Annotated in this window: 20 protein-coding genes, 5 tRNA genes and 1 pseudogene; 20 read left to right on the top strand and 6 right to left on the bottom strand. The window is 53.8% G+C overall.

The features are described 5' to 3' along the window. Positions 1-3: 3 nt before the first annotated feature. The 5 genes from OGV79_RS08715 to OGV79_RS08695 all read right to left on the bottom strand — a co-directional run bounded on the left by OGV79_RS08715 (position 4) and on the right by OGV79_RS08695 (position 5,756). Entirely contained in the window at positions 4-1,245 is a 1,242-nt protein-coding gene (locus OGV79_RS08715; protein ID WP_012133260.1) for a methylaspartate ammonia-lyase, read from the bottom strand. Beyond that, a complete protein-coding gene (locus OGV79_RS08710) occupies positions 1,245-2,690 on the bottom strand; it encodes a methylaspartate mutase subunit E (RefSeq protein ID WP_012133259.1) in 1,446 nt (481 codons plus the stop codon). Before OGV79_RS08710 ends, OGV79_RS08715 begins: the two co-directional genes overlap by 1 nt. 18 nt (positions 2,691-2,708) lie before the next feature. Further along, positions 2,709-4,097: a methylaspartate mutase accessory protein GlmL gene (gene glmL, locus OGV79_RS08705; RefSeq protein WP_275055158.1), complete on the bottom strand. Its 1,389-nt coding sequence runs from the start codon at positions 4,095-4,097 to the stop codon at positions 2,709-2,711. Continuing rightward, positions 4,097-4,546 carry a methylaspartate mutase subunit S gene (gene glmS / locus OGV79_RS08700; RefSeq protein ID WP_012133257.1) on the bottom strand — a complete coding sequence of 150 codons (450 nt, stop codon included), beginning with the start codon at positions 4,544-4,546 and terminating at the stop codon, positions 4,097-4,099. Before glmS ends, glmL begins: the two co-directional genes overlap by 1 nt. A gap of 490 nt (positions 4,547-5,036) precedes the next feature. Beyond that, positions 5,037-5,756 carry a GntR family transcriptional regulator gene (locus OGV79_RS08695; protein ID WP_049008346.1) on the bottom strand — a complete coding sequence of 240 codons (720 nt, stop codon included), beginning with the start codon at positions 5,754-5,756 and terminating at the stop codon, positions 5,037-5,039. 177 nt (positions 5,757-5,933) lie between these two features. Between OGV79_RS08695 and mngA the strand changes: the two genes are divergently transcribed. From mngA to pnuC, 20 genes and pseudogenes are all read left to right on the top strand, one after another. Further along, positions 5,934-7,850 (top strand): PTS 2-O-a-mannosyl-D-glycerate transporter subunit IIABC, encoded by a 1,917-nt coding sequence (gene mngA, locus OGV79_RS08690; RefSeq protein WP_275055895.1) that lies wholly within the window; start codon positions 5,934-5,936, stop codon positions 7,848-7,850. Between the two features lie 21 nt (positions 7,851-7,871). Further along, positions 7,872-10,505: a mannosylglycerate hydrolase gene (gene mngB, locus OGV79_RS08685; protein WP_286468243.1), complete on the top strand. Its 2,634-nt coding sequence runs from the start codon at positions 7,872-7,874 to the stop codon at positions 10,503-10,505. 682 nt (positions 10,506-11,187) lie between these two features. Then, positions 11,188-12,756: a cytochrome ubiquinol oxidase subunit I gene (cydA, locus tag OGV79_RS08680; protein ID WP_286468242.1), complete on the top strand. Its 1,569-nt coding sequence runs from the start codon at positions 11,188-11,190 to the stop codon at positions 12,754-12,756. A 15-nt stretch (positions 12,757-12,771) separates the two neighbouring features. Continuing rightward, the gene (gene cydB / locus OGV79_RS08675; protein WP_012133250.1) at positions 12,772-13,911 is read left to right on the top strand and encodes a cytochrome d ubiquinol oxidase subunit II; all 1,140 of its coding nucleotides are present in this window, start codon (positions 12,772-12,774) and stop codon (positions 13,909-13,911) included. A gap of 14 nt (positions 13,912-13,925) precedes the next feature. Then, positions 13,926-14,039 carry a cytochrome bd-I oxidase subunit CydX gene (gene cydX / locus OGV79_RS08670; protein ID WP_003022970.1) on the top strand — a complete coding sequence of 38 codons (114 nt, stop codon included), beginning with the start codon at positions 13,926-13,928 and terminating at the stop codon, positions 14,037-14,039. Next, positions 14,039-14,332, top strand: coding sequence for a cyd operon protein YbgE (gene ybgE / locus OGV79_RS08665; RefSeq protein WP_115609481.1), 294 nt, complete (start codon positions 14,039-14,041; stop codon positions 14,330-14,332). Before cydX ends, ybgE begins: the two co-directional genes overlap by 1 nt. 149 nt (positions 14,333-14,481) lie before the next feature. Next, positions 14,482-14,880 (top strand): tol-pal system-associated acyl-CoA thioesterase, encoded by a 399-nt coding sequence (ybgC, locus tag OGV79_RS08660; protein WP_012133247.1) that lies wholly within the window; start codon positions 14,482-14,484, stop codon positions 14,878-14,880. Continuing rightward, positions 14,877-15,569: a Tol-Pal system protein TolQ gene (gene tolQ, locus OGV79_RS08655; protein WP_024130524.1), complete on the top strand. Its 693-nt coding sequence runs from the start codon at positions 14,877-14,879 to the stop codon at positions 15,567-15,569. The genes ybgC and tolQ overlap by 4 nt, the downstream gene beginning before the upstream one ends. Before the next feature lie 3 nt (positions 15,570-15,572). Further along, on the top strand, positions 15,573-16,001 hold the full coding sequence (gene tolR / locus OGV79_RS08650; RefSeq protein ID WP_012133245.1) for a colicin uptake protein TolR: 429 nt from the start codon (positions 15,573-15,575) through the stop codon (positions 15,999-16,001). Between the two features lie 63 nt (positions 16,002-16,064). Next, positions 16,065-17,291, top strand: coding sequence for a cell envelope integrity protein TolA (gene tolA / locus OGV79_RS08645; protein WP_286468241.1), 1,227 nt, complete (start codon positions 16,065-16,067; stop codon positions 17,289-17,291). Between the two features lie 132 nt (positions 17,292-17,423). Further along, complete coding sequence (tolB, locus tag OGV79_RS08640; protein ID WP_024130523.1) at positions 17,424-18,716, top strand: Tol-Pal system beta propeller repeat protein TolB; 1,293 nt, start codon at positions 17,424-17,426, stop codon at positions 18,714-18,716. A gap of 34 nt (positions 18,717-18,750) precedes the next feature. Beyond that, positions 18,751-19,269 (top strand): peptidoglycan-associated lipoprotein Pal, encoded by a 519-nt coding sequence (gene pal / locus OGV79_RS08635; protein WP_003022983.1) that lies wholly within the window; start codon positions 18,751-18,753, stop codon positions 19,267-19,269. A 9-nt stretch (positions 19,270-19,278) separates the two neighbouring features. After that, a complete protein-coding gene (gene cpoB / locus OGV79_RS08630; RefSeq protein WP_200075459.1) occupies positions 19,279-20,067 on the top strand; it encodes a cell division protein CpoB in 789 nt (262 codons plus the stop codon). A gap of 164 nt (positions 20,068-20,231) precedes the next feature. Beyond that, positions 20,232-20,307: transfer RNA gene (locus OGV79_RS08625), tRNA-Lys, on the top strand. A gap of 135 nt (positions 20,308-20,442) precedes the next feature. Beyond that, positions 20,443-20,518 (top strand) — tRNA-Val (locus OGV79_RS08620). A 3-nt stretch (positions 20,519-20,521) separates the two neighbouring features. Further along, a tRNA-Lys gene (locus tag OGV79_RS08615) sits at positions 20,522-20,597 on the top strand. Between the two features lie 145 nt (positions 20,598-20,742). Then, a tRNA-Lys gene (locus tag OGV79_RS08610) sits at positions 20,743-20,818 on the top strand. 132 nt (positions 20,819-20,950) lie between these two features. After that, positions 20,951-21,026: transfer RNA gene (locus OGV79_RS08605), tRNA-Lys, on the top strand. A gap of 397 nt (positions 21,027-21,423) precedes the next feature. After that, entirely contained in the window at positions 21,424-22,467 is a 1,044-nt protein-coding gene (nadA, locus tag OGV79_RS08600) for a quinolinate synthase NadA (RefSeq protein ID WP_115614949.1), read from the top strand. Positions 22,468-22,491: 24 nt separating this feature from the next. Then, positions 22,492-23,211, top strand: a pseudogene (gene pnuC / locus OGV79_RS08595) (nicotinamide riboside transporter PnuC). Here the strand turns inward: pnuC and zitB are convergent. After that, positions 23,208-24,149 carry a CDF family zinc transporter ZitB gene (zitB, locus tag OGV79_RS08590; RefSeq protein WP_047458052.1) on the bottom strand — a complete coding sequence of 314 codons (942 nt, stop codon included), beginning with the start codon at positions 24,147-24,149 and terminating at the stop codon, positions 23,208-23,210. The pseudogene pnuC and the gene zitB sit on opposite strands and share 4 nt — an antisense overlap. Between the last annotated feature and the right edge of the window lie 90 nt (positions 24,150-24,239).

Genomic DNA, 24,239 nt, shown 5'->3' with positions numbered 1-24,239 from the left:
TTCTCAATCCTTTGTCTGCAACAGCGCGATGGTACGGTTCATCTCGTTAAACACGATGTTGAGACCTTCATCGAAGCCCATACCCGGTTTCACCAGCATCCGCATCGGGCGCGCGGCCAGCGCGACATGTACGCAGGTGCGGGCGCTGATCTCGGTTTCGTTACAGGTGCCGCCCTGATAGGCTTCCATCCCGTGTTTGTTGCAATAGAGCACGGCGTCAACGATGTTGTGAATGCCGCCGAGATCCGGGGTTTTGATCTGCACCATGTGGCAACTGCCCGCGTCAGTGAAATCGACGATGTCCTGATAGGTGTTACACCATTCGTCAGCGACAATTTTCACGCCGGAACCGAGGCGGGTCAGCTCTTTGGTGATCGCGGTCAGCAGACGGATCTGATCCGGTTTGTTACCGGCATCCACCGGGCCTTCAATGTACAACGGCAGACCCTGCGCTTCTTTCTCCAGGCTGGCGATGTACTCCGCGCAGCGTACCGGGTCCATATCGAAGATCAGACCGATGGTACCGTAGACATCAATATGCAGCGTCGGGTGATAGCGGGGGCTGGTGCGCAGGCTCAGGATGCGGTCGGACAGCCAGCGTACATACTCACGCAGTTTCTCGCCCTGAAAGCCCAGTTTCTCTTCCACGTTGTTGATCAGCGCATGCGGCAGCACGTCAACGCCTTTGAGGATCATCTTATCGACGGCGATATAGCGATCGTCGCCGCTCTGACCAAATAACGGAATCGCTTCCGGGACGCACGGCAACTGCCATTCATCGCAAACCACTTCTGCTTTCAGACGACCGGACGCCAGCGCGGTGGCGTCGAGCAGCGCCTGCGACAGGCCGTAACGCACGGCGGTGTGCAGCAGATTGCCGTCAATGCGCAGCTTGTCGAAGAAGCGGGCGTTCGGCAGGAATGCATCGACATCACGACCTTCCAGCAGTGGTTTAATGTGATCGTTCAGGAACGGAATAAAGTGCTCCGCCAGGAACAGCGGGTCACGACCGCCAGCGCCGGAATACTGCACGGCGGCGCAGTCACCGACCGCTACCGCACCATTTTCCAGAATCAGCTGTACCGAGATGCACTCGCCCGCCTGACGCACAGAGGTAAAGCCGGGCGTGACCGGCGCGCCGGTATAAATGAATCCATCATGACCCGCGCCGTTTTTAATCGCCTGCTGATCGTCGAAATAGAATGAGGAGTAGCCAGCGGTGAAAAGGGCCTGTTTAATTTTCATTATGGTCTTCCTATTAATTGACTGTGGGATACCGCGTTGATGTCATCAACAACCATCTGGAATGAGGGCTTGCGTCCTTCAAAATGGGCGCGCTCAGCGACGTAATCGTGGTGCAGGGCGAGGATATCTTTCGGCAGCGGAACCGCACCGGCTTCAAGGATGCGAATGGCGCCGGAGTTATCGCGAACCGGCAGGATTTTGCCTGCGTTACAGGAGGCCGGGGCGAAAGGTACGTCCAGCACGCCGGCTTCAAAAGCCAGCACCGTGCCGCGCGCCACATCGCCGTTACCCAGCTCAAAGACTTTTTTCAGCACCGCACGGACTTCGCACTTAATCAGTTCGACTTCCTGTTCCACGGCCGCGCACGGCGGGAACTTCTGGTCGCTGACCATATTGAGCATCTGGCGAGAGGCTTTAAGCCCCTGGGCGTTTGCGGCGGCCGTTGGGATACCGAAGGCTTCGTGCGGACTCTTGGTGATCACTTTGGTCGCGCCGGACATACCCGCCACCGCCGCGCCCCAGGAGATAATGGCGAACGCTTTGGATTCATCTTCCGGGAAGCCGCCCATCCACTGGTGGAAGACGGTGCTCAGTTCGTAATCATCAAAGCCGTAGTTCTGGAAATATTCGTGGGACAGTTCGCGCAGCGACTGAATGGCGGCGATATCCTGCGTCAGGCTGCCCACCTGGCCATAGCCGACGGTAATCGACTTCACGCCCTGTTCCAGCGCCAGCAGACCTTCGATGATGGCGACCGCGTGGGACATAAACGGCGGGATCAGCGTGCCGGTCAGCGGGCCGAACGGCTCGCGGTTAATACGGATGCCGTGCTCTTCATACATTCCCATCAGACGGTCGCAGTACTGCCAGTCGCGGATTGATTTTTCCAGCGTGACGCGCTTGGCGTAAGGAATGTTGTAGGAGATGCCGCCGCCTTCATAGCTGGTGAAGCCGCTGGCCATCGCGATTTCCGCCAGCAGTCGCGCATCCGGCGTACCGTGACGAACCTGAATGGGTTTTTCCAGCGCTTCCGTCATCCGGCGGCAGGCAGCAACGCCGTGGTTGACAACCGGCAGGCCGTTCAGCTTAGAGGTGCCTGCTTCGATGGATTTTTGAATACCGATCGCCGCTTCTTCGTAACGGTTCAGACGGGTATAGGCATCGATGGTGCTGGGAAGCAGATCGCACTCTTCCTGCAACGTTTTGAGCAGCGCGATGTGTTCATCCATCAGCGCCACGCCCGCGCGCGGCTGGCTGAGCGTTTTGCCTTCCTGATCGGCTTTTAACAGGGCGTGAGAAAAGCGTTTTTTCTCTGGAATGGTTTGCTGATACTTCACGCCATCTTCAAAATTCTCGACGTCCTTGCCGGTATGCCAGGTTTGCAATACCTGATGCCGCTCGGTCATGAATTCGTCATGGGTTAATTTTTTATTTCGGAGTTCCATTCGTAGCTGCCTTAGGTTTTATAGGGTTAAACATTGAATACTGGTGCGAGCGGCGAGCTGCGGGTACAGCCTGGCGACGTTCGCCAGCAGAGGAAGCAAGCCTTTTGAATCGCGGTAATAGTCAAACTGCCCGGGTAAGAGAATGCGTCTGCCGTCATCGTCCAGCTCGCGGTATTTCAACCAGCGATGGATGTCGAACTGACTGGCGCGGGAGAGCCATCCGCCGGAACCGACAACTTTGCGAACGGTGGTGAGGTCGCGCCCCATCTGTAAGTCGACGTTGCCCACGCAGGTGCAGACCTGCTTTTTGGTGCCCGCGTGACGTTCGCTGGCATAACCCACGCACAGCCCTGCCAGCAGGGCGTCGAAGAATTTCTCTTCGTCGCTGCGGGGGAGGTAATCGGGGTGGGACACCAGGTGGCGCAGATAGCCGTAAAACGCCTCCTGACGCTCAGGCTGTTGGGCAAACACGACGTTTACCATCTCCTGGGTGCTTTCTCCGACCACAAGGGCAGAGACGCGCATCCCGAGATCGCCTTCAACGGTGCGTTTGACGAACGGTTCCGGCACGCCATGCAGTACGGTATCGGGAGAGAGCATATTGGCGCAGGCGGAGTACACGTCGGTGGTGGCGCCGCCCATATCGATCAGCATGAACTCTTTCCATGCGCTGTCGATGTCGCTGATGGTTTTAACCAGCTCGTAGACGGTCCACGGCGTTGGCATCGGCTCTTCGCCGGTTTCGCCAACAATCACGTCCAGCCCTTTGCCTTTCACGATTCGGGACAGGAACAGATCGCAAATGGCCTGGCGGGCGGCATACGGGTTCGGGTGATCGAGGTCGGGCAGAATGTTGTCTACCGTGGTCAGATCTTTGTGCCCCAGAATGGCCTGTACCTCATCCTGAATGTCACGGTTTCCGGCATAAATAATCGCGCAATCCAGATTTGAGTTCGCCAGCGCGCGCGCATTCGCCAGGCCGTAGCTTTCTTCGCCGCCATCCGTACCGCCGGTAAACAGCAGGATGTCCGGCGGCGAGTTTTCTAACGCCTGGATGTCATGGCGGTTGAGCTTATACGCGTAATATTGCGCGATCTTCGCCCCCGCTGAGTGGGCAGTAACTTTTGCGGATTCCAGCGTGATAGACGGCACCAGCCCCATAGCGGCGACGGCGAGCCCGCCTTTTGCCGATGAGGAGTATTTCAACTGCACTTCGCCGCTTTTCAGCAACGGACGAGCATCGGCGACATTCAGCACCTGATTCAGACTGGCAAAAAAACCGTCTGCCAGATGGTATGTGGTGGTTGGCGTCAGGACATGGTTCACCAGGGTTAACGCATCCCCCTCCCTGGCGAAGAGGGCGGCTTTGGTCCATGTCGAGCCGATATCGACAGAGACGATTTGCATCAGATGGCCTCTTCAAGGCAGCGCTGTTCAACACCATGACGCGGGTTAATGTCCCCGGCCATTAACCGGCACACATCTTCCAGATCATGACTTGGCGCAAAGACGCGGTTAAAGCCCATCTCTTTAAACTTCGCTTCCACGTCGGCAAAGTCATGTTTACCCACTACCAGATTGCCGCCGACATAGAGCAGAATGTCACCAATACCGCGTTCGATGCAGCGTTCACGTAAACCGAGGCAGTCGATATCGCCGTGGCCGTAAATGGATGACACGACAATCGCATCGGCGCCGGTTTCGATTGCGGCATCAATATATTCATCCTGGCTTACCATGACCCCCAGATTGATTACGCGAAAATCATGGGCAGTAAAAACGCGATCCAAAACTTTATTGCCTACTGCATGGCAGTCAGCACCAATGACGCCAATAACAAGTGTTGATTTTTTCATGAGTAATCCTCTGTAGAGCTGATGAACAAAAGGTAAGAGTCGTCGTTTAATATTGCGCACTCAGGTTTCTGCAACCTTTTAATAGTCATGGAGTGTCTGTGCAGGCGGGAGGGGATGCAATTGATCTATTTTCAAAATATCTTTCTTAAAACTAATGTTCTTAATTAACCATTTGAAGTGTGTTTTTTTATCAATGAGTTGCTATTAATCACTCAGCTCTGATTAATTTAATTGGAACAGAGGGGAATAAATAATATGCCGTGTTTGTGATCGCGGTCTTATTTATTTTTGCAAACGGTTATTGAGAGATAAATATAATACAAAGGCAAAACTGTGAGTTAAATAACGGAACAGAAATGGATGTTTCTATAGGAACACGGTTCATTGTTAATGAAAGGATAAATATGATAATAATTTGTTCTTTCTTACCGGGCGGATTATTTGTGAGCCCGGTAGCATATTGTCACAATACCGTGAACAGAAAACATGATCAGCGCTGTTTTCTGCGCGCGATCAACGTAAATTTATAATCATCGGTATTAAACGCATTACGGCTATATTCAAATACCTGACCGTCTTTCAAGAATCCGCGAGAGACCTTTTCCAGGATCGGTTTGTTTGCGCTGATCGCCAGCGTGCGGCTCATTTCTTCGGTTGGCATGATCGGGATCAGCTCCTGCTCGCTGCGATCAATGACCATCTGCTTTACCTCTTCAATAAAGTGATACTTGGAATTTTCCATCACCTGCCAGGTCAGGTCGGGAAAGAGCGCCAGCGGCATCCATGTCTCTTCGAGGGCGACGGGTTTTTGCTTAATGTAACGCACGCGTTTTACGTGCCAGACCCGGTTGTTCTCCGCCAGTTGTAACTGGTTGCGCAGAAAGTCGTCCGCAGGGATCACTTCAAAAACCAAAACGTCACTGTGGGTGTCAACATGGCGATCGGCGAGTTTTTCGTAAAAGCTGGTTAGCTGGTAGATATCGTAATTGACCCGCTCTTCTTTCACATAGGTCCCGCTGCCCTGAATGCTTTCGATGATCTGCTGTTCGGTCAGTTGCTTGAGCGCCTGGCGTACCGTGACCCGGCTCACGCCAAACGCATGCTGCAATGCCTGCTCGGTGGGTAACGCGTCGCCTGCTTTCAGTTCGCCACGTTCAATCTGCTCGCGGATTCGGTCAGCAATCTGTCGGTATAACGGTTTTTGGCTCATCTTTTTACTTTTGTATGAATGAATTAATACGACTTCGTTGATTATGCCCGATCAATAGCTCTTGTAAATAATACAAATTAAATACAAATTATTTTGCGTAAGTGAAAATGATCACATAAATGTATTGTTTCATCTGGCACAATTTCTGAAACATACAATGACAGTGTGAGGACTATGATGAACCTGACGACGTTAACCCACCGCGATGCGTTATGCCTGAACGCCCGGTTTGGCAGTCGTGAAGAGGCTATTCACGCGTTAACCCAGCGGCTTGTGCAACTGGGGAAAATTTCAGATTTCGATGCTTACCTTGAAGAAGTCTTTTTGCGTGAAAGCCAGGGGCCAACGGCGTTGGGAGAAGGGCTGGCGGTGCCGCATGGTAAAACGTCGGCGGTTAAAGAAGCGGCATTTGCCGTGGCCACCCTGCGCGAACCCATGATGTGGGAAGGAGTTGACGGGCCGGAAGCGGTGACGCTGATTTTTCTGCTCGCCATTCCGCCAGGCGAAGCGGGAAGCACCCATATGCAGTTGCTGACCGCACTCACCACGCGACTGGCGGATGATGACACCCGCGCAAGGATTCTGGCAGCGACCACGGCGGATGAGCTACTGTCGGCGCTGGACGACCAATATCAGGAAAGCGCTTTTCAGCCCTTACAGGATGCGCCGACCATCGTCTGCGTAACGGCGTGTCCGGCGGGAATTGCGCACACCTATATGGCGGCGGAGTATCTGGAAAAAGCGGGACGCAAACTGGGCGTGAACGTGTATGTGGAAAAGCAGGGCGCTAACGGAATTGAAGGCCGTCTTACCGCGCAGCAGCTCAACGCGGCAAAAGCCTGCATTTTCGCCGCAGAGGTGGCGATAAAAGAGAGTGAGCGCTTTGCGGGCATTCCTGCGCTGTCGGTGCCCGTCGCCGAACCTATCCGCCACGCCGAAGCATTGATCCAACAAGCGCTGGCGCTGGAACCCGCGCAGGGCGATCGCGCGGTTTACCAGGAAACGGCAGCGCCTAAGAGTCTAAAAACGGAGTTAAAACAGGCGCTGTTGAGCGGCATCTCGTTCGCCGTGCCGCTGATTGTCGCCGGGGGAACCGTACTGGCCGTGTCGGTGCTGCTGGCGCAAATGCTCGGCTTGCAGCATCTCTTCGATCAGGAGAACTCCTGGCTGTGGATGTACCGCAAGCTGGGCGGCGGGATGCTCGGCATCCTGATGGTGCCGGTGCTCGCCGCTTATACCGCCTATTCGCTGGCGGATAAACCCGCGCTGGCCCCCGGATTCGCCGCCGGCCTTGCCGCCAATATGATTGGCTCCGGCTTTCTCGGCGCGATCGCGGGGGGGTTGATCGCCGGATATCTGATGCGCTGGGTGAAAAACCATCTTCGCTTGAGCAGTAAATTCAACGGCTTCCTGACCTTCTATCTGTATCCGGTTATCGGCACCTTAGGCGCGGGCAGCCTGATGCTGTTTGTGGTGGGCGAGCCCGTTGCGTGGATCAACAACGCGCTGACCGCGTGGCTTAATGGGCTGAGCGGCGCCAATGCGCTGCTGCTTGGCGCGATTCTTGGCTTTATGTGTTCTTTCGATTTGGGCGGGCCGGTCAATAAAGCGTCTTACGCGTTCTGTCTTGGGGCGATGGCGAACGGCGTCTACGGCCCGTATGCCATTTTCGCCTCGGTCAAAATGGTGTCCGCCTTCACCGTAACGGCATCAACGATGCTGGCGCCGAGGTTGTTCAAAGAGTTTGAGATCGAAACAGGAAAGTCGACCTGGTTACTGGGGCTGGCGGGCATTACGGAAGGGGCAATTCCGATGGCGATTGAAGATCCGCTGCGGGTTATCGGTTCTTTTGTTCTGGGGTCAATGGTGACTGGCGCGATTGTTGGCGCGATGAATATTGGTCTTTCGACGCCGGGCGCAGGCATTTTCTCACTCTTTCTTTTGCATGACGCCGGATACGGCGGTTTCGTCGCCGCCGCAGGCTGGTTTGGCGCAGCGTTAGTGGGGACAGCGATATCGACCACTATCCTGCTGTTCTGGCGTCGTCATGCGGTAAAGCAGGGCAAGTATCTGACTAACAATGTGTTGCCATAAACGAACTAACAGGAAACGAAGATGAAAGCAGTATCTCGCGTTCACATTACGCCGCATATGCACTGGGATCGTGAATGGTATTTCACCACGGAAGCGTCACGTATTTTGCTGGTCAACAATATGGAGGAGATCCTGACCCGCCTGGAGCAGGATGCAGAGTATAAATACTATGTCCTTGACGGGCAGACGGCGGTACTGGAGGACTATTTCGCCGTCAAAGTGGAAAATAAAGCGCGGGTAAGAAAACTGGTGCAGGCCGGAAAACTGATTATCGGCCCGTGGTATACCCAAACGGATACCACGCTGGTATCCGGGGAGTCGATCGTGCGTAATCTGATGTACGGTATGCGCGACTGCCTGGCGTTTGGCGAACCGATGAAAATTGGCTATCTGCCGGATTCGTTCGGCATGTCGGGGCAGCTTCCGCATATCTATAACGGTTTCGGTATTACCCGCGCCATGTTCTGGCGTGGTTGTTCGGAACGCCACGGCACCGATAAAACCGAGTTTTTATGGCAAAGCGCGGATGGCAGTGAAGTGACGGCGCAGGTGCTGCCGCTGGGCTACGCGATTGGTAAGTACTTACCGGAGGACGAGGCCGGGCTGCGTAAACGTCTCGACAGCTACTTCGATGTGCTGGAGCGCGCGTCGCTGACCAAAGAAATTTTGCTGCCGAATGGCCACGATCAGATGCCGTTGCAGCAAAATATCTTTGCGGTGATGGATAAACTGCGCGAAATCTACCCGCAGCGTAAGTTTGTGATGAGCCGCTTTGAAGAGGTGTTTGAACACATAGAAGCCCGCCGCGAGCAGCTTGCCACGCTGAAAGGCGAGTTTATTGATGGCAAATATATGCGCGTTCATCGCACCATTGGTTCGACGCGGATGGACATCAAAATCGCCCATGCGCGCATTGAGAACAAAATCGTCAACATTCTTGAGCCACTGGCGACGCTGGCCTGGACGCTGGGGTTTGAGTATCACCACGGCCTGCTGGAGAAAATGTGGAAAGAGATTCTGAAGAATCACGCCCACGACAGCATCGGCTGCTGTTGCAGTGACAAAGTACACCGCGAAATTGCCTCCCGTTTCGAGCTGGCTGAGGATATGGCCGACAACCTGATCTGTTTTTATCAGCGCAAAATCGCCGACAACATGCCGCAGAGCGATGCCGACAAACTGGTGCTGTTTAACCTGATGCCGTGGCCGCGTGAAGAGGTGATTAACACCACGGTACGCCTGCGCGCCAGCCAGTTCTCTCTGCGGGATGATCGGGGCAACGCCATTCCTTATTGCATTCGCCATGCCCGGGAGATCGATCCCGGTTTAATTGACCGCCAGATTGTGCATTACGGTAACTACGAGCCGTTTATGGAATTTGATATCCAGATCCAGCAGATTATCCCTTCAATGGGCTATCGCACGCTTTATATCGAACCGAACGCAGCGGGCAATGTGGTGAGCCCGACGGTTTCATCAGACGCGCTGCTGGAGAATGCGTTCTGGCAGATTACGGCGAATGATGACGGTACGCTGAACCTGCGCGATAAAGACAGCGGCGTGCGTTATCAGCGCATACTGGCGCTGGAAGAGGGGTCAGACGATGGCGATGAGTACGATTACTCCCCCGCCAGAGAAGAGTGGCTGCTTACTTCGACGACGGCAAAACCGGAATATGAAGTGATTCATGACGCATGGCAGAGCAGGGTTGTCATTCGCTATACCCTGGCGGTTCCGGCGAATCTTGCCGAACGCAGCGCACGGCAGCGCAACGGAACGTTAGGCGTGGAGATCGCCGTTACCCTGAGCCATAACAGCAGACGCATTGATGTTGAGGTGGCGCTGGATAATCAGGCTGACGATCACCGCGTGCGGGTGTTAATCCCCACGCCGTTCACGACGGATGTTGTGCTGGCGGACACCCAGTTTGGCGCAGTGACGCGCCCGGTACAGGACAGCGCGATGGAAAACTGGCAGGAAGAGGGGTGGAAAGAGGCGCCGGTACCGGTCTGGAATATGCTGAACTATGCGGCGCTTCAGGAAGAGAGAAATGGCCTTGCGCTTTTCACGGAGGGATTACGTGAATTTGAAGTTATCGGCGAAGGGAAGAAAACGTTCGCCTTGACGCTCCTGCGTGGGGTGGGGCTGCTGGGGAAAGAGGATCTACTGCTGCGACCAGGGCGGCCTTCCGGCATCAAAATGGCGGTGCCGGATTCACAAATGCGCGGAATGCTACGCAGTCGGTTTAGCCTGTTCAGCTATAGCGGAACGCCTTTTAGCGCCGGTGTCGCGCAACAGGCGAAGGCGTGGCTGACGCCTGTTCAGTGCTATAACAAAATTCCCTGGGATGCGATGAAACTCAACAAGGCCGATGTTTGCGTACCGGAACATTACAGCCTGTTAACGATGTCGCCGGTGGGCTGCCTGTTAAGCGCGCTGAAAAAAGCAGAGGATCGCGATGATGTCATCCTGCGCCTGTACAATCCGTCCGAAACAACCTCATGTGATGCCACCGTTGCCTTCGGCAGAGCCGTTAGCGCATGTACAGAGACCATGATGGATGAACAGGCGTGCCCTGCGAAAGGAGAGGGCGCAAGTGGGGCTGGCCTCTTTCTGCCGGGGCAGTCCCGAACGTTTAGCTACACGCTTGCCTGAATCTCAGACAAACAGATTAAAGCCACGCTTAGCGTGGCTTTATTGTTAACGGAATAATAACAATCCGGTGTTAATTTCAATGGGCTCAAAAGTAAAATATTTGTGATTATTTTCATGGCGAATTGACCCTGTGGAAAATTACGCTGAAGCGTCTACGCTAAATAGTTGCAGACGGCAAAAGAATGTCGTCGATGATAACGTTAAATGAAATGCTGTTTTTTTATATATACCTTTCTATTAGATAACCGCCAACACCCTCAGAGATACATATGCGCAACATTGTTTTCACTGTGTTTACGCATTGTATACACCGTTAACGAATTTTGGTGTTTTTGATTTAAATCAATGTTTAATGCTTGGAAAAAGATGTCAAAACACGATAAATTGTCGCCGATCAAATTGGCCTGAAACCGGTAAATTAGCTATAAATTGATCAATGTCGAAAAATGCAAATTTGACTCAATAAAAACCTGTTTATTGTAGGGATTTTACGGCGTAATATATTTGCGGGATCAATTTAGGTTTTTTATTAACATGTTTGTAACTTTTTATCATTGCTGTTTCCTCTGATGATGAAACGGCAACGGTGAAGGGGAGCAAATAAATTTTATTGGGGCATGCGTGTGACCCTTTCTAACGGGGTTCACTCTCGGAGTCTTCATGCGATGAGCAAGGAGTCATGATGTTAGATATAGTCGAACTGTCGCGCTTACAGTTTGCCTTGACCGCGATGTACCACTTCCTGTTTGTGCCGCTGACGCTCGGTATGGCGTTCCTGCTGGCCATTATGGAAACGGTATACGTCCTTTCCGGCAAACAGATTTATAAAGATATGACCAAGTTCTGGGGCAAGTTGTTTGGTATCAACTTCGCTCTGGGTGTGGCTACCGGTCTGACCATGGAGTTCCAGTTCGGGACTAACTGGTCTTACTATTCCCACTATGTAGGGGATATCTTCGGTGCGCCGCTGGCAATCGAAGGTTTGATGGCCTTCTTCCTCGAATCCACCTTTGTAGGTCTGTTCTTCTTTGGCTGGGACCGTCTGGGCAAAGTCCAGCATATGTGTGTCACCTGGCTGGTGGCGCTGGGTTCCAACCTGTCTGCGCTGTGGATACTTGTGGCGAACGGCTGGATGCAGAACCCTATCGCATCGGATTTCAACTTCGAAACCATGCGTATGGAGATGGTGAGCTTCTCCGAACTGGTGCTTAACCCGGTTGCGCAGGTGAAATTCGTTCACACTGTGGCGTCTGGCTATGTGACCGGTGCAATGTTCATCCTCGGTATCAGTGCTTACTACCTGCTGAAAGGCCGCGACATCGCGTTCGCTAAACGCTCCTTTGCTATCGCCGCCAGCTTCGGTATGGCTGCTGTGCTGTCTGTTATCGTGCTGGGTGACGAATCCGGCTACGAAATGGGCGACGTGCAGAAAACCAAACTCGCCGCGATTGAAGCGGAATGGGAAACCCAGCCAGCGCCTGCTTCCTTCACTCTGTTCGGTATCCCGGATCAGGAGACGCAGGAAAACAAACTGGCTATCCAGATCCCTTACGCGCTGGGTATTATCGCGACTCGCTCCGTCGATACGCCGGTCATCGGTCTGAAAGACCTGATGGTGCAGCATGAAGAACGTATCCGTAGCGGGATGAAAGCCTACGCGCTGCTGGAAGAACTGCGTGCCGGTTCTACCGACCAGGCCGTTCGCGACCAGTTCAATAACGTGAAGAAAGATCTGGGCTACGGTCTGCTGCTTAAACGCTATACGCCGAACGTCACTGACGCGACCGAAGCGCAAATTGAGATGGCGACCAAAGACTCCATCCCACGCGTTGCGCCGCTGTACTTTGCGTTCCGTATCATGGTTGCGTGCGGCTTCCTGCTGCTGGCGATCATCGCGCTCTCCTTCTGGAGCGTCATTCGTAACCGCATCGGTGAGAAAAAATGGCTGCTGCGCGCGGCGCTGTACGGCATCCCGCTGCCGTGGATTGCTGTAGAAGCAGGCTGGTTCGTTGCCGAATATGGTCGTCAGCCGTGGGCGATCGGTGAGGTGCTGCCAACCGCCGTGGCGAACTCGTCACTGACGGTTGGTGACCTGCTGTTCTCCATAATCCTGATTTGCGGCTTGTATACCCTGTTCCTGGTGGCGGAGCTGTACTTAATGTTCAAGTTTGCACGCCGTGGCCCAAGCAGCCTGAAAACCGGTCGCTATCACTTTGAGCAGCCCAATGTGGCCTCTCAGCCGGCACGCTAAGACAGGAGTCGTCAAATGATCGATTATGAAGTATTGCGTTTTATCTGGTGGCTGCTGGTTGGCATTCTGCTGATCGGTTTTGCGGTTACCGATGGCTTCGACATGGGGGTGGGCATGCTCACCCGTTTCCTCGGTCGTAACGACACCGAGCGTCGAATTATGATCAACTCCATCGCCCCGCACTGGGATGGTAACCAGGTGTGGCTGATCACCGCCGGTGGTGCGCTGTTCGCCGCCTGGCCGATGGTTTACGCTGCGGCGTTTTCCGGTTTCTATGTGGCGATGATCCTCGTGCTGGCGTCCTTGTTCTTCCGTCCGGTCGGTTTTGACTACCGTTCCAAGATTGAAGACACCCGCTGGCGCAACATGTGGGACTGGGGCATCTTCGTGGGGAGCTTTGTGCCGCCGCTGGTTATCGGCGTGGCGTTCGGCAACCTGTTGCAGGGCGTACCGTTCCATATCGACGAGTATCTGCGTCTGTACTACACCGGTAACTTCTTCCAGCTGCTGAACCCGTTTGGCCTGCTGGCAGGTATCGTCAGCGTAGGGATGATCATTACCCAGGGCGCGACCTATCTGCAAATGCGTACCGTGGGTGAGCTGCACCTGCGTTCCCGCACGACGGCACAGGTAGCCGCGCTGGTTACGCTGGTGTGCTTCGCGCTGGCGGGCGTATGGGTGGTTTACGGTATTGATGGTTATGTCGTGACTTCCGCGATGGATCATCACGCCGCATCTAACCCGCTGACCAAAGAAGTCGCGCGTGAAGCCGGTGCGTGGATGGTGAACTTCAACAGTACGCCGATCCTGTGGCTGGTTCCGGCGCTGGGCGTGGTTCTGCCGCTGCTGACTATCCTGACCTCCCGTATGGAGAAAGGAGCATGGGCATTCCTGTTCTCTTCTCTGACCCTGGCCTGCATCATCCTGACTGCCGGTATCGCAATGTTCCCGTTTGTGATGCCTTCCAGCACCATGATGAATGCGAGCCTGACCATGTGGGATGCGACCTCCAGCCAGAGAACGCTGAACCTGATGACCTGGGTTGCGTTGGTGTTTGTACCGATCATTCTGATCTACACCAGCTGGTGTTACTGGAAAATGTTCGGCCGCATCACTAAAGAACATATTGAAAGCAACACCCACTCTCTGTACTAAGTAAGGAGCTAAAAATGTGGTATTTCGCATGGATTCTGGGAACGCTTCTTGCCTGTGCATTTGGGATAATTACTGCGCTGGCGCTTGAGCACGTAGAATCAGGTAAAGCCGGACAAGAAGACAGCTAATGACCAGTATTATCGCAACGTTGTATGCGGTAATGGATAAGCGCCCATTACGGGCGCTTTCCTTTATGCTGGCGTTAGTGTTGGCAGGCTGCATCTTCTGGGACCCGACGCGTTTCGCGGCGAAAACAAGCGAGCTGGAAATCTGGCATGGTTTTCTGCTGATGTGGGCCGTCTGTACGGGCGTGATTCATGGCGTAGGATTTCGTCCTCGCGCCGTTCACTGGCAGGGGGTCTTTTGCCCGCTGCTCGCCGATATCGTGCTTATTGTTGGTCTGATTTTTTTCTTCTTTTGAATAAGAAGTATCCTTAAAAATTTATGGGTTTTCATAAGCCCATAAATTTTTACTCTCCCTTAACTTCCCCCCATTCCCAAGCCTCATTCGCGCGCGTATAGTAGCAACGTTTAAAAGCGTTAACTTTTTTTGCATTACCGGGATGTACAGTGAATATATTTCGATGGCCGGTTCGTGTCTATTATGAGGATACCGACGCCGGTGGTGTGGTTTACCACGCCAGTTACGTCGCTTTTTATGAAAGAGCACGCACAGAGATGCTGCGTCATCATCACTTCAGTCAGCAGGTGCTGTTGGCTGAACGGGTTGCTTTCGTGGTGCGTAAAATGACGCTGGAATATTATGCGCCTGCGCGACTCGACGATATGCTCGAAGTCCAAACTGAAATTACGTCAATGCGTGGCACCTCTTTGGTTTTCACGCAACGCATTGTCAACGCAGAGAACAACGTGCTCAACGAAGCGGAAGTTCTGATTGTTTGCGTTGATCCACTCAAAATGAAGCCTCGTGCGCTTCCCAAGTCTATTGTCGCGGAGTTTAAGCAGTGACTGACATGAATATCCTTGATTTGTTCCTGAAGGCAAGCCTTCTGGTTAAACTTATCATGTTGATTTTGATTGGTTTTTCAATCGCATCCTGGGCTATCATCATCCAGCGGACTCGTATTCTTAACGCTGCGGCGCGCGAAGCGGAAGCGTTCGAAGATAAATTCTGGTCTGGAATCGAGCTGTCTCGCCTGTATCAGGAGAGCCAGGGGCGTCGTGATAGCCTCGCGGGTTCGGAACAAATCTTCTATAGCGGGTTCAAAGAGTTTGTGCGTCTGCATCGTGCAAACAACCATGCGCCGGAAGCGGTTGTTGAGGGGGCGTCTCGTGCGATGCGTATCTCCATGAACCGTGAGCTGGAAACATTAGAGACGCACATTCCTTTCCTCGGCACCGTGGGTTCCATCAGTCCGTATATTGGTCTGTTTGGTACGGTATGGGGGATTATGCACGCGTTTATCGCCCTCGGTGCGGTGAAACAGGCGACGCTGCAAATGGTGGCGCCGGGTATCGCGGAAGCGCTGATTGCAACGGCTATCGGTCTGTTTGCGGCGATTCCAGCGGTTATGGCCTACAACCGTCTGAATCAGCGCGTGAACAAGCTGGAACTGAATTACGACAACTTTATGGAAGAGTTCACCGCCATTCTGCACCGTCAGGCGTTTACCAGTAGCGAGAGCAACAAGGGGTAAGCCATGGCCAGAACGCGTGGACGAGGTCGTCGCGATCTCAAGTCCGAAATCAACATTGTACCGTTGCTCGACGTACTGTTGGTGCTGCTGCTGATTTTCATGGCGACGGCGCCGATCATTACCCAGAGTGTGGAAGTCGATCTGCCGGACGCGACCGAGTCGCAGGCCGTCAGCACCAATGACGATCCGCCGGTCATTATTGAAGTTTCCGGTATTGGGCAATACAGCGTGGTGGTTGAGAAAGACAGGATGGATCAGTTGCCGCCAGAGCAGGTTATTGCCGAAGCGAAAAGTCGCCTGGAGTCCAATCCGAAAACGGTCTTCTTAATCGGTGGCGCGAAAGACGTGCCTTACGATGAAATAATTAAAGCGCTGAACTTGTTACACAGTGCGGGCGTGAAATCGGTTGGCTTGATGACGCAGCCTATCTGATCTTCTGCGTCTCCGGGACGTAAAGATAGCAAGTAACAGGCGCATAGTTTTTGGGAACCGAGAGTGTCAAAGGCAACCGAACAAAACGACAAGCTCAAACGGGCGATAATTATTTCAGCGGTACTGCATGTCATCTTATTTGCAGTGCTGATCTGGAGTTCGTTCGATGAGCATATAGAGGCTTCAGCCGGGGGCGGCGGTGGTTCTTCCATCGACGCCGTCATGGTCGATCCCGGCGCAGTTGTTCAGCAGTACGATCGTCAGCAGCAGCAACAGGCGAGCGCGAAGCGTGCGGCGGAACAGCGTGAGAAACAGGCGCAGCAGCAAGCTGAAGAGCTTCGCGAGAAGCAGGCGGCTGAACAGGAACGACTGAAGCAACTTGAGAAAGAACGTTTAGCTGCGCAAGAACAGGCGCGCGAGCAGGCGGAACAGCAGAAACAAGCGGAAGCGGCCGCGAAGAAAGCGCAGGAGCAGCAGAAACAGGCTGAAGAAGCGGCGGCGAAAGCCGCAGCGGATGCGAAAGCGAAAGCGGACGCGCAGGCTAAAGCAGCGGCGGAAGCGCAGAAAAAAGCGGAAGCTGAAGCGGTAAAAGCGGCTGCTGATGCGAAGAAGAAAGTCGAAGCTGAAGCGGCAAAAGCCGCCGCCGACGCGAAGAAAAAAGCGGAAGCCGAGGCGGCTAAGCAGGCTCAGGCAGAGGCCGCGAAGAAAGCTGCGGCAGAAAAGGCTGCTGCTGAAAAAGCGGCCGCAGAGAAGAAAGCTGCCGCCGACAAAGCCGCCGCTGAGAAAGCGGCAGCAGCAAAAAAAGCTGCTGCTGAGAAGGCTGCTGCCGATAAGAAAGCTGCGGCAGATAAAGCGGCTGCTGCGAAGAAAGCCGCAGCCGAAAAAGCCGCTGCCGCATCTGGCGTCGATGACCTGTTGGGCGATTTAAGCTCCGGTAAGAATGCGCCGAAAACCGGCGGCGGAGCGGCAGGAAGCAATGCTTCTCCTGCGGGGAGTGGTAATACTAAAAACAATGGCGCATCAGGCGCGGATATCAGCAACTATGCCGGGCAGATTAAATCGGCCATTGAAAGTAAGTTTTACGACGCATCGTCCTATGCAGGTAAAACCTGTACGTTGCGTATAAAACTGGCGCCAGACGGCCTGTTGCTGGATATTCAGTCTGAAGGTGGCGATCCCGCGCTTTGTCAGGCAGCGCTTGCTGCGGCCCGACAGGCGAAGATTCCAAAACCACCAAGCCAGGCGGTATACGAAGTGTTTAAAAATGCACCTCTGGACTTTAAACCGTAAGCTAAACTTTCCCCGTCACGGCGGGGAAAGGCACGCAACGAGAGTCGCTGGGTTCTGGTAGTTTTGTGTATTTGAGTTTGTTAACATTCTGCTAAATTATCGTGGGCTTTCCGCCCGGATAAGGGAGATATGATGAAGCAGGCATTACGAGTAGCATTTGGTTTCTTAATGCTGTGGGCAGCGGTGCTGCACGCAGAAGTACGTATCGAGATCACCCAGGGGGTGGACTCGGCGCGCCCGATTGGCGTTGTGCCATTCCAGTGGGCAGGGCCGGGAGCTGCGCCTGAAGATATTGGCGGCATCGTTGGCGCTGACCTGCGCAACAGCGGTAAATTCAATCCGTTGGATCGCTCTCGTCTGCCGCAGCAGCCGGGTACGGCGCAAGAAGTTCAGCCGGCGGCATGGTCTGCGCTGGGTATTGATGCGGTTGTTGTCGGCCAGGTGACTCCGAATCCTGACGGTTCCTACAATGTTGCTTATCAGCTGGTTGACACCGGCGGCGCACCGGGTACTGTACTGGCGCAGAACTCTTACAAAGTGAACAAGCAGTGGCTGCGTTATGCTGGCCATACTGCAAGTGATGAAGTGTTTGAGAAGCTGACCGGCATCAAGGGCGCATTCCGCACCCGTATCGCTTACGTTGTGCAGACTAACGGCGGCCAGTTCCCGTATGAGTTGCGCGTGTCTGACTACGATGGCTACAACCAGTTCGTGGTTCACCGTTCTCCGCAGCCGCTGATGTCTCCGGCGTGGTCTCCTGACGGCTCTAAACTGGCCTACGTGACCTTCGAAAGCGGTCGTTCTGCGCTGGTTATCCAGACGCTGGCTAACGGGGCTGTGCGTCAGGTTGCGTCGTTCCCGCGTCACAACGGCGCGCCTGCGTTCTCGCCGGATGGCAGCAAACTGGCGTTTGCGTTGTCTAAAACCGGTAGCCTGAACCTGTATGTGATGGACATTGGTTCTGGTCAGATTCGTCAGGTGACGGATGGTCGCAGCAACAACACCGAACCAACGTGGTTCCCGGACAGCCAGAACCTGGCCTTTACCTCTGACCAGGCCGGTCGTCCGCAGGTGTATAAAGTTAACGTGAACGGCGGTGCTCCGCAGCGTATCACCTGGGAAGGTTCGCAAAACCAGGATGCGGATGTGAGCAGCGACGGTAAATTTATGGTAATGGTAAGCTCGGCGAATGGTCAGCAGCACATTGCCAAACAAGATCTGGTAGCGGGTGGCGTACAGGTTCTGTCGTCAACGTTCCTGGATGAAACGCCAAGTCTGGCACCTAACGGCACTATGGTAATCTACAGCTCTTCTCAGGGGATGGGATCCGTGCTGAATTTGGTTTCTACAGATGGGCGTTTCAAGGCGCGTCTTCCGGCAACCGATGGTCAGGTTAAATTCCCTGCCTGGTCGCCGTATCTGTGATAATAATTAATTGATTAGTAAAGGAATCATTGAAATGCAACTGAACAAAGTGCTGAAAGGGCTGATGATCGCTCTGCCTGTTATGGCAATTGCTGCATGTTCTTCCAACAAGAACGCCAGCAATGACGGCAGCGAAGGCATGCTGGGTGCAGGCACTGGTATGGATGCGAACGGCAGCGGCAACATGTCTTCTGAAGAGCAAGCGCGTTTGCAGATGCAGCAATTGCAGCAGAACAACATCGTTTACTTCGATCTGGACAAGTACGATATCCGTTCTGACTTCGCGGCAATGCTGGATGCGCACGCTAACTTCCTGCGTAGCAATCCGTCTTACAAAGTCACCGTAGAAGGTCATGCGGACGAACGTGGTACTCCTGAGTACAACATCTCCCTGGGCGAACGCCGTGCTAACGCTGTTAAGATGTACTTGCAGGGTAAAGGCGTTTCTGCTGACCAGATCTCCATCGTTTCTTACGGTAAAGAAAAACCCGCAGTACTGGGTCACGACGAAGCGGCTTACGCTAAAAACCGTCGCGCCGTACTGGTTTACTAAGAGAATTGCATGAGCAGTAACTTCAGACATCACCTGTTGAGTCTGTCGTTACTGGTTGGCATAGCGGCCCCCTGGGCCGCTTTTGCTCAGGCGCCAATCAGTAGTGTCGGCTCAGGCTCGGTCGAAGACCGCGTCACTCAACTCGAGCGTATTTCGAATGCTCACAGCCAGCTTTTAACCCAACTCCAGCAACAACTCTCTGATAATCAGTCCGATATTGATTCCCTGCGTGGTCAAATCCAGGAAAGCCAGTATCAGCTGAATCAGGTTGTTGAACGGCAGAAGCAGATCCTGCTACAGATGGACAGTCTGAGCAGCGGTAGCACAGCGACGCCATCGGCGGGCGGCGAGCAAAGCGGGGCGGCAACCGCAACACCTGCGCCTGGCGCGGGCGCGGCGACGTCAGGCGCGCCGGTACAAAGCGGCGACGCCAATACCGATTACAATGCGGCAATTGCTCTGGTGCAGGATAAGTCCCGCCAGGATGATGCGATTGTGGCGTTTCAGAACTTCATCAAAAAATACCCGGACTCAACTTATCAGCCGAATGCCAATTACTGGCTCGGCCAGTTGAATTACAACAAGGGTAAAAAAGATGATGCCGCATTTTATTTTGCCTCGGTAGTCAAAAACTACCCGAAGTCACCAAAAGCGGCTGACGCGATGTACAAAGTCGGCGTCATCATGCAGGACAAAGGCGACGCGGCAAAAGCCAAAGCGGTTTATCAGCAGGTTATCAGTAAATACCCTGGCACTGATGGCGCAAAACAAGCGCAAAAACGTCTTAACGCGATGTAATGCACACCACGCGACCAGAAATCGCGTTATTTCTGGTCTCGTCGTGCGATTCCTAAGCAGTTGAGTGATCTACATCGAAATTTTTGTTGCGCTGAAATCTGAAATCAGTAATATATGCCGCCGTTGCCAGGGGATATCAAACAAACCGAAAGCAGCGCAAAAGTGGGTCGTTAGCTCAGTTGGTAGAGCAGTTGACTTTTAATCAATTGGTCGCAGGTTCGAATCCTGCACGACCCACCAATCGTTAGGTGGATAGCGATAGTTAAACGTGAAGGATAACGTTGCGTCAGCAACGGCCCGTAGGGCGAGGCAAAGCCGAGTCATCCTGCACGACCCACCACTTTAAAGATGGAAACATCTTACCAGCGTAGTATCGGGTGATTAGCTCAGCTGGGAGAGCACCTCCCTTACAAGGAGGGGGTCGGCGGTTCGATCCCGTCATCACCCACCACTCGGGTCGTTAGCTCAGTTGGTAGAGCAGTTGACTTTTAATCAATTGGTCGCAGGTTCGAATCCTGCACGACCCACCAGTTTTAGCATCACACTCAGATGTTAAGCGTGAAGGATAACGTTGCGTCAGCAACGGCCCGTAGGGCGAGGCGAAGCCGAGTCATCCTGCACGACCCACCAATTTTAAATTGGTGCCGAGTAAAATCTTTCAGGTAACACCCGTATGGGTCGTTAGCTCAGTTGGTAGAGCAGTTGACTTTTAATCAATTGGTCGCAGGTTCGAATCCTGCACGACCCACCAGTTTTAAAGGTGGTTACTGGTAGAGAACGTGAAGGATAACGTTGCGTCAGCAACGGCCCGAAGGGCGAGGCGAAGCCGAGTCATCCTGCACGACCCACCATCCTGAATGATTAAGCAGTAAAATCCCGCAAGGGGTCGTTAGCTCAGTTGGTAGAGCAGTTGACTTTTAATCAATTGGTCGCAGGTTCGAATCCTGCACGACCCACCAATTTTAACATTGCACTCAGATGTTAAACGTGAAGGATAACGTTGCGTCAGCAACGGCCCGAAGGGCGAGGCGAAGCCGAGTCATCCTGCACGACCCACCAATGTAAAAAGGCGCCCTAAAGGCGCCTTTTTGCTATGCGCAGAATTTGTGCCTGATGGCGCTGCGCTTATCAGGCCTACAGCGATACACTCGTTCAGGTCGGATAAGACGTCAGTCGGCGACCCGTAGGCCGGGTAAGGCGCTTGCGCCGCCATCCGGCATTATCAAGCGCAATTGTTGTGACTTTTGCCAACCAATCGGCTATCTTGTTTAGCATATAAAACAAATTTAACCGATTGTGGCGTGGGTTACGCTTTATATCGGTTATTTCGTTAAGCCAGTAAAACGAGAAAGCATGATGAGCGTAATGTTTGACCCGGAAGCCGCAATCTATCCGTTTCCGCCGAAACCGACCCCGCTAAGCGTGGATGAAAAGCAATTCTACCGCGAGAAAATCAAACGTCTGCTGAAAGCGCGCGATGCCGTCATGGTGGCGCACTATTACACCGATCCCGAAATCCAGCAACTGGCTGAAGAAACCGGAGGATGCATTTCCGACTCGCTGGAGATGGCGCGATTTGGCGCGAAACATCCTGCCTCCACGTTGCTGGTTGCTGGCGTCCGTTTTATGGGCGAGACGGCTAAAATTCTCAGCCCGGAAAAAACCATCCTGATGCCGACTCTACAGGCGGAATGCTCGCTGGATCTGGGCTGTCCGATTGACGAATTTAGCGCGTTTTGCGACGCCCACCCGGATCGCACGGTAGTGGTTTACGCCAACACGTCTGCTGCCGTCAAAGCCCGCGCTGACTGGGTTGTTACCTCCAGTATCGCTGTTGAACTGATTGAACATCTGGACAGTCTGGACGAGAAAATTATCTGGGCGCCGGATCGTCACCTGGGACATTACGTGCAAAAGCAGACCGGCGCGGATGTGCTCTGCTGGCAGGGAGCCTGTATCGTTCATGATGAATTTAAAACCCAGGCGTTGACCCGGATGAAAGGTTTGTACCCGGATGCCGCCGTGCTGGTGCATCCTGAGTCGCCACAATCGATTGTCGATATGGCGGATGCCGTCGGGTCTACCAGCCAGCTGATTAATGCCGCCCGCACGCTGCCGCATAAGCAGCTTATTGTGGCGACCGACCGGGGCATTTTCTATAAAATGCAGCAGGCGGTGCCTGATAAAGAGTTGCTTGAAGCGCCGACAGCCGGAGAAGGGGCGACCTGCCGTAGCTGCGCGCATTGTCCGTGGATGGCGATGAACGGCCTTAAGGCAATTGCTGAGGGGTTAGAGCAGGGCGGGCAGGCCCATGAGATTCACGTTGACCAGGCGTTGCGAGAAGGGGCGCTGCTGCCGCTCAACCGTATGCTGGAATTTGCGGCTACACTACGAGCGTAAAACGTAAAACGCTCTGGGGGAAAGATGGATTTTTTTAGCACACAGAACATTCTGGTTCATATTCCAATTGGCGCTGGCGGTTACGACCTGTCATGGATTGAAGCTGTCGGCACCGTTGCGGGTTTGCTGTGTATCGGGCTTGCCAGCCTGGAAAAGATCAGCAACTATTTTTTCGGCCTGATTAACGTGACGCTATTCGCGATCATCTTTTTTCAGATCCAACTCTACGCCAGCCTGCTGCTTCAGGTATTTTTCTTTGCCGCCAATATTTACGGCTGGTATGCCTGATCCCGCAAAACAAGCCAGCATGAGATTGAATTGAAAATTCGCTGGCTGCCGCTGCCAAAAGCGCTGGCCTGGCTGGCGGTATGCGTGGTGGCGATAGGCCTGATGACCGCGTATATCGATCCGGTATTTGCTTTCCTGACTCGCGTCGCCGTCAACCTGATGCAGGCGCTGGGATTGGCGGTCGCCGTGCCGGAATTGCAGCCTGATGCCTTCCCGTTCTGGGACTCCTGCATGATGGTGCTGTCGATTGTGGCGATGATCCTGATGACGCGCAAGTATGTCGAAAACTGGCTGCTGTGGGTGATTATCAACGTGATAAGCGTGGTGATCTTCGCACTGCAAGGCGTCTATGCGATGTCGCTGGAGTATCTGATCCTGACCTTCATCGCTCTGAATGGCAGCCGGATGTGGATCAACAGCGCGCGCGAACGAGGCTCACACGCGCTTTCCAGTTAGTGGTGATGGTGCGAATGGCCGGATAGCCCCTGATTCAGGTGGCAGTCCGGCCCGTTGCACGGCTGATATTCCATCTGAATGGTGGCGTGCTCAATCTGGTAATGGTGAATCAGGAAATGCTGGATGCGCGCCAGCAACGCGTCATGATCGTGCGGCGGGATCACCTGCACATGCAACGTCATCACGGGTTTTTCTCCTATCATCCAGACATGGACATGATGCACATTGCGTACTTCGGGAATATCCCGGCTGAGATGGCGACGCAACGCCGCGATATCCAGCGAAACCGGCGCGCCTTCCAGTAATTCATTTACGCTGTCTTTTAACAGACGCCAGGCGCTGCGTAACACCAGTATGGAAACCAGGATCGAGAGAATCGGATCCGCTGGCGTCCAGCCTGTCCAGATGATAATCAGTGCGGCAAAAATGGCGCCGACCGATCCCAGTAAATCCCCCATCACATGCAGCGCGGCGGCACGCACATTGAGGTTTTTTTCTTCATTCCCCCGGTGCAGGAGCCAGAACGCGAACACGTTGGCGAGCAAACCCGCCACTGCGATAGTCATCATCATGCCGCCTGCGACAGGGCGTGGCGTATAGAAGCGCTGAATGGCTTCCCAGACGATTAAAAGGGTAATCACCACTAATGCGATGGCGTTAACAAACGCGGCCAGCGTTGTCAGTCTCAGCCAGCCGAAAGTGTGGCGAATGGTTGGAGGACGACGGGAAAACTGTACGGCCATCAGAGCGAACAACAGGGCTGCGGCATCGGTAAGCATATGCCCGGCATCGGCCAGCAGCGCCAGCGATCCTGAAAGAATGCCGCCCACCACTTCAACCAGCATAAATCCGGCGGTGACACAAAATGCGAACAGCAACCGACGGGCGTTCTTATCTTCCGGCAGATGCGAAGCAGTATGAGAGTGTGAATGTGCCATCGTGTCATCCCTTTGTTATTTTCATTATTACTGTATGACATCATACAAGTTTTGGGCTGACAAAATAAAAAGGAGAGCGTCAGCTCTCCC

This window comes from Citrobacter sp. CK185 (assembly GCF_030333565.1).
In the GTDB taxonomy this organism is placed as follows: domain Bacteria; phylum Pseudomonadota; class Gammaproteobacteria; order Enterobacterales; family Enterobacteriaceae; genus Citrobacter_B; species Citrobacter_B koseri.
The sequence above is the reverse complement of the archived record's forward strand: the minus strand, read 5'-3'. Positions and strand labels throughout refer to the sequence as shown.

Excerpts from the sequence above, each read along its gene's own strand:
- OGV79_RS08715 (WP_012133260.1), bottom strand. The coding sequence starts at position 1,245 with ATGAAAATTAAACAGGCCCTTTTCACCGCTGGCTACTCCTCATTCTAT.
- OGV79_RS08710 (WP_012133259.1), bottom strand. The coding sequence starts at position 2,690 with ATGGAACTCCGAAATAAAAAATTAACCCATGACGAATTCATGACCGAG.
- glmL (WP_275055158.1), bottom strand. The coding sequence starts at position 4,097 with ATGCAAATCGTCTCTGTCGATATCGGCTCGACATGGACCAAAGCCGCC.
- glmS (WP_012133257.1), bottom strand. The coding sequence starts at position 4,546 with ATGAAAAAATCAACACTTGTTATTGGCGTCATTGGTGCTGACTGCCAT.
- OGV79_RS08695 (WP_049008346.1), bottom strand. The coding sequence starts at position 5,756 with ATGAGCCAAAAACCGTTATACCGACAGATTGCTGACCGAATCCGCGAG.
- mngA (WP_275055895.1), top strand. The coding sequence starts at position 5,934 with ATGAACCTGACGACGTTAACCCACCGCGATGCGTTATGCCTGAACGCC.
- mngB (WP_286468243.1), top strand. The coding sequence starts at position 7,872 with ATGAAAGCAGTATCTCGCGTTCACATTACGCCGCATATGCACTGGGAT.
- cydA (WP_286468242.1), top strand. The coding sequence starts at position 11,188 with ATGTTAGATATAGTCGAACTGTCGCGCTTACAGTTTGCCTTGACCGCG.
- cydB (WP_012133250.1), top strand. The coding sequence starts at position 12,772 with ATGATCGATTATGAAGTATTGCGTTTTATCTGGTGGCTGCTGGTTGGC.
- cydX (WP_003022970.1), top strand. The coding sequence starts at position 13,926 with ATGTGGTATTTCGCATGGATTCTGGGAACGCTTCTTGCCTGTGCATTT.
- ybgE (WP_115609481.1), top strand. The coding sequence starts at position 14,039 with ATGACCAGTATTATCGCAACGTTGTATGCGGTAATGGATAAGCGCCCA.
- tolR (WP_012133245.1), top strand. The coding sequence starts at position 15,573 with ATGGCCAGAACGCGTGGACGAGGTCGTCGCGATCTCAAGTCCGAAATC.
- tolB (WP_024130523.1), top strand. The coding sequence starts at position 17,424 with ATGAAGCAGGCATTACGAGTAGCATTTGGTTTCTTAATGCTGTGGGCA.
- pal (WP_003022983.1), top strand. The coding sequence starts at position 18,751 with ATGCAACTGAACAAAGTGCTGAAAGGGCTGATGATCGCTCTGCCTGTT.
- cpoB (WP_200075459.1), top strand. The coding sequence starts at position 19,279 with ATGAGCAGTAACTTCAGACATCACCTGTTGAGTCTGTCGTTACTGGTT.
- nadA (WP_115614949.1), top strand. The coding sequence starts at position 21,424 with ATGAGCGTAATGTTTGACCCGGAAGCCGCAATCTATCCGTTTCCGCCG.
- zitB (WP_047458052.1), bottom strand. The coding sequence starts at position 24,149 with ATGGCACATTCACACTCTCATACTGCTTCGCATCTGCCGGAAGATAAG.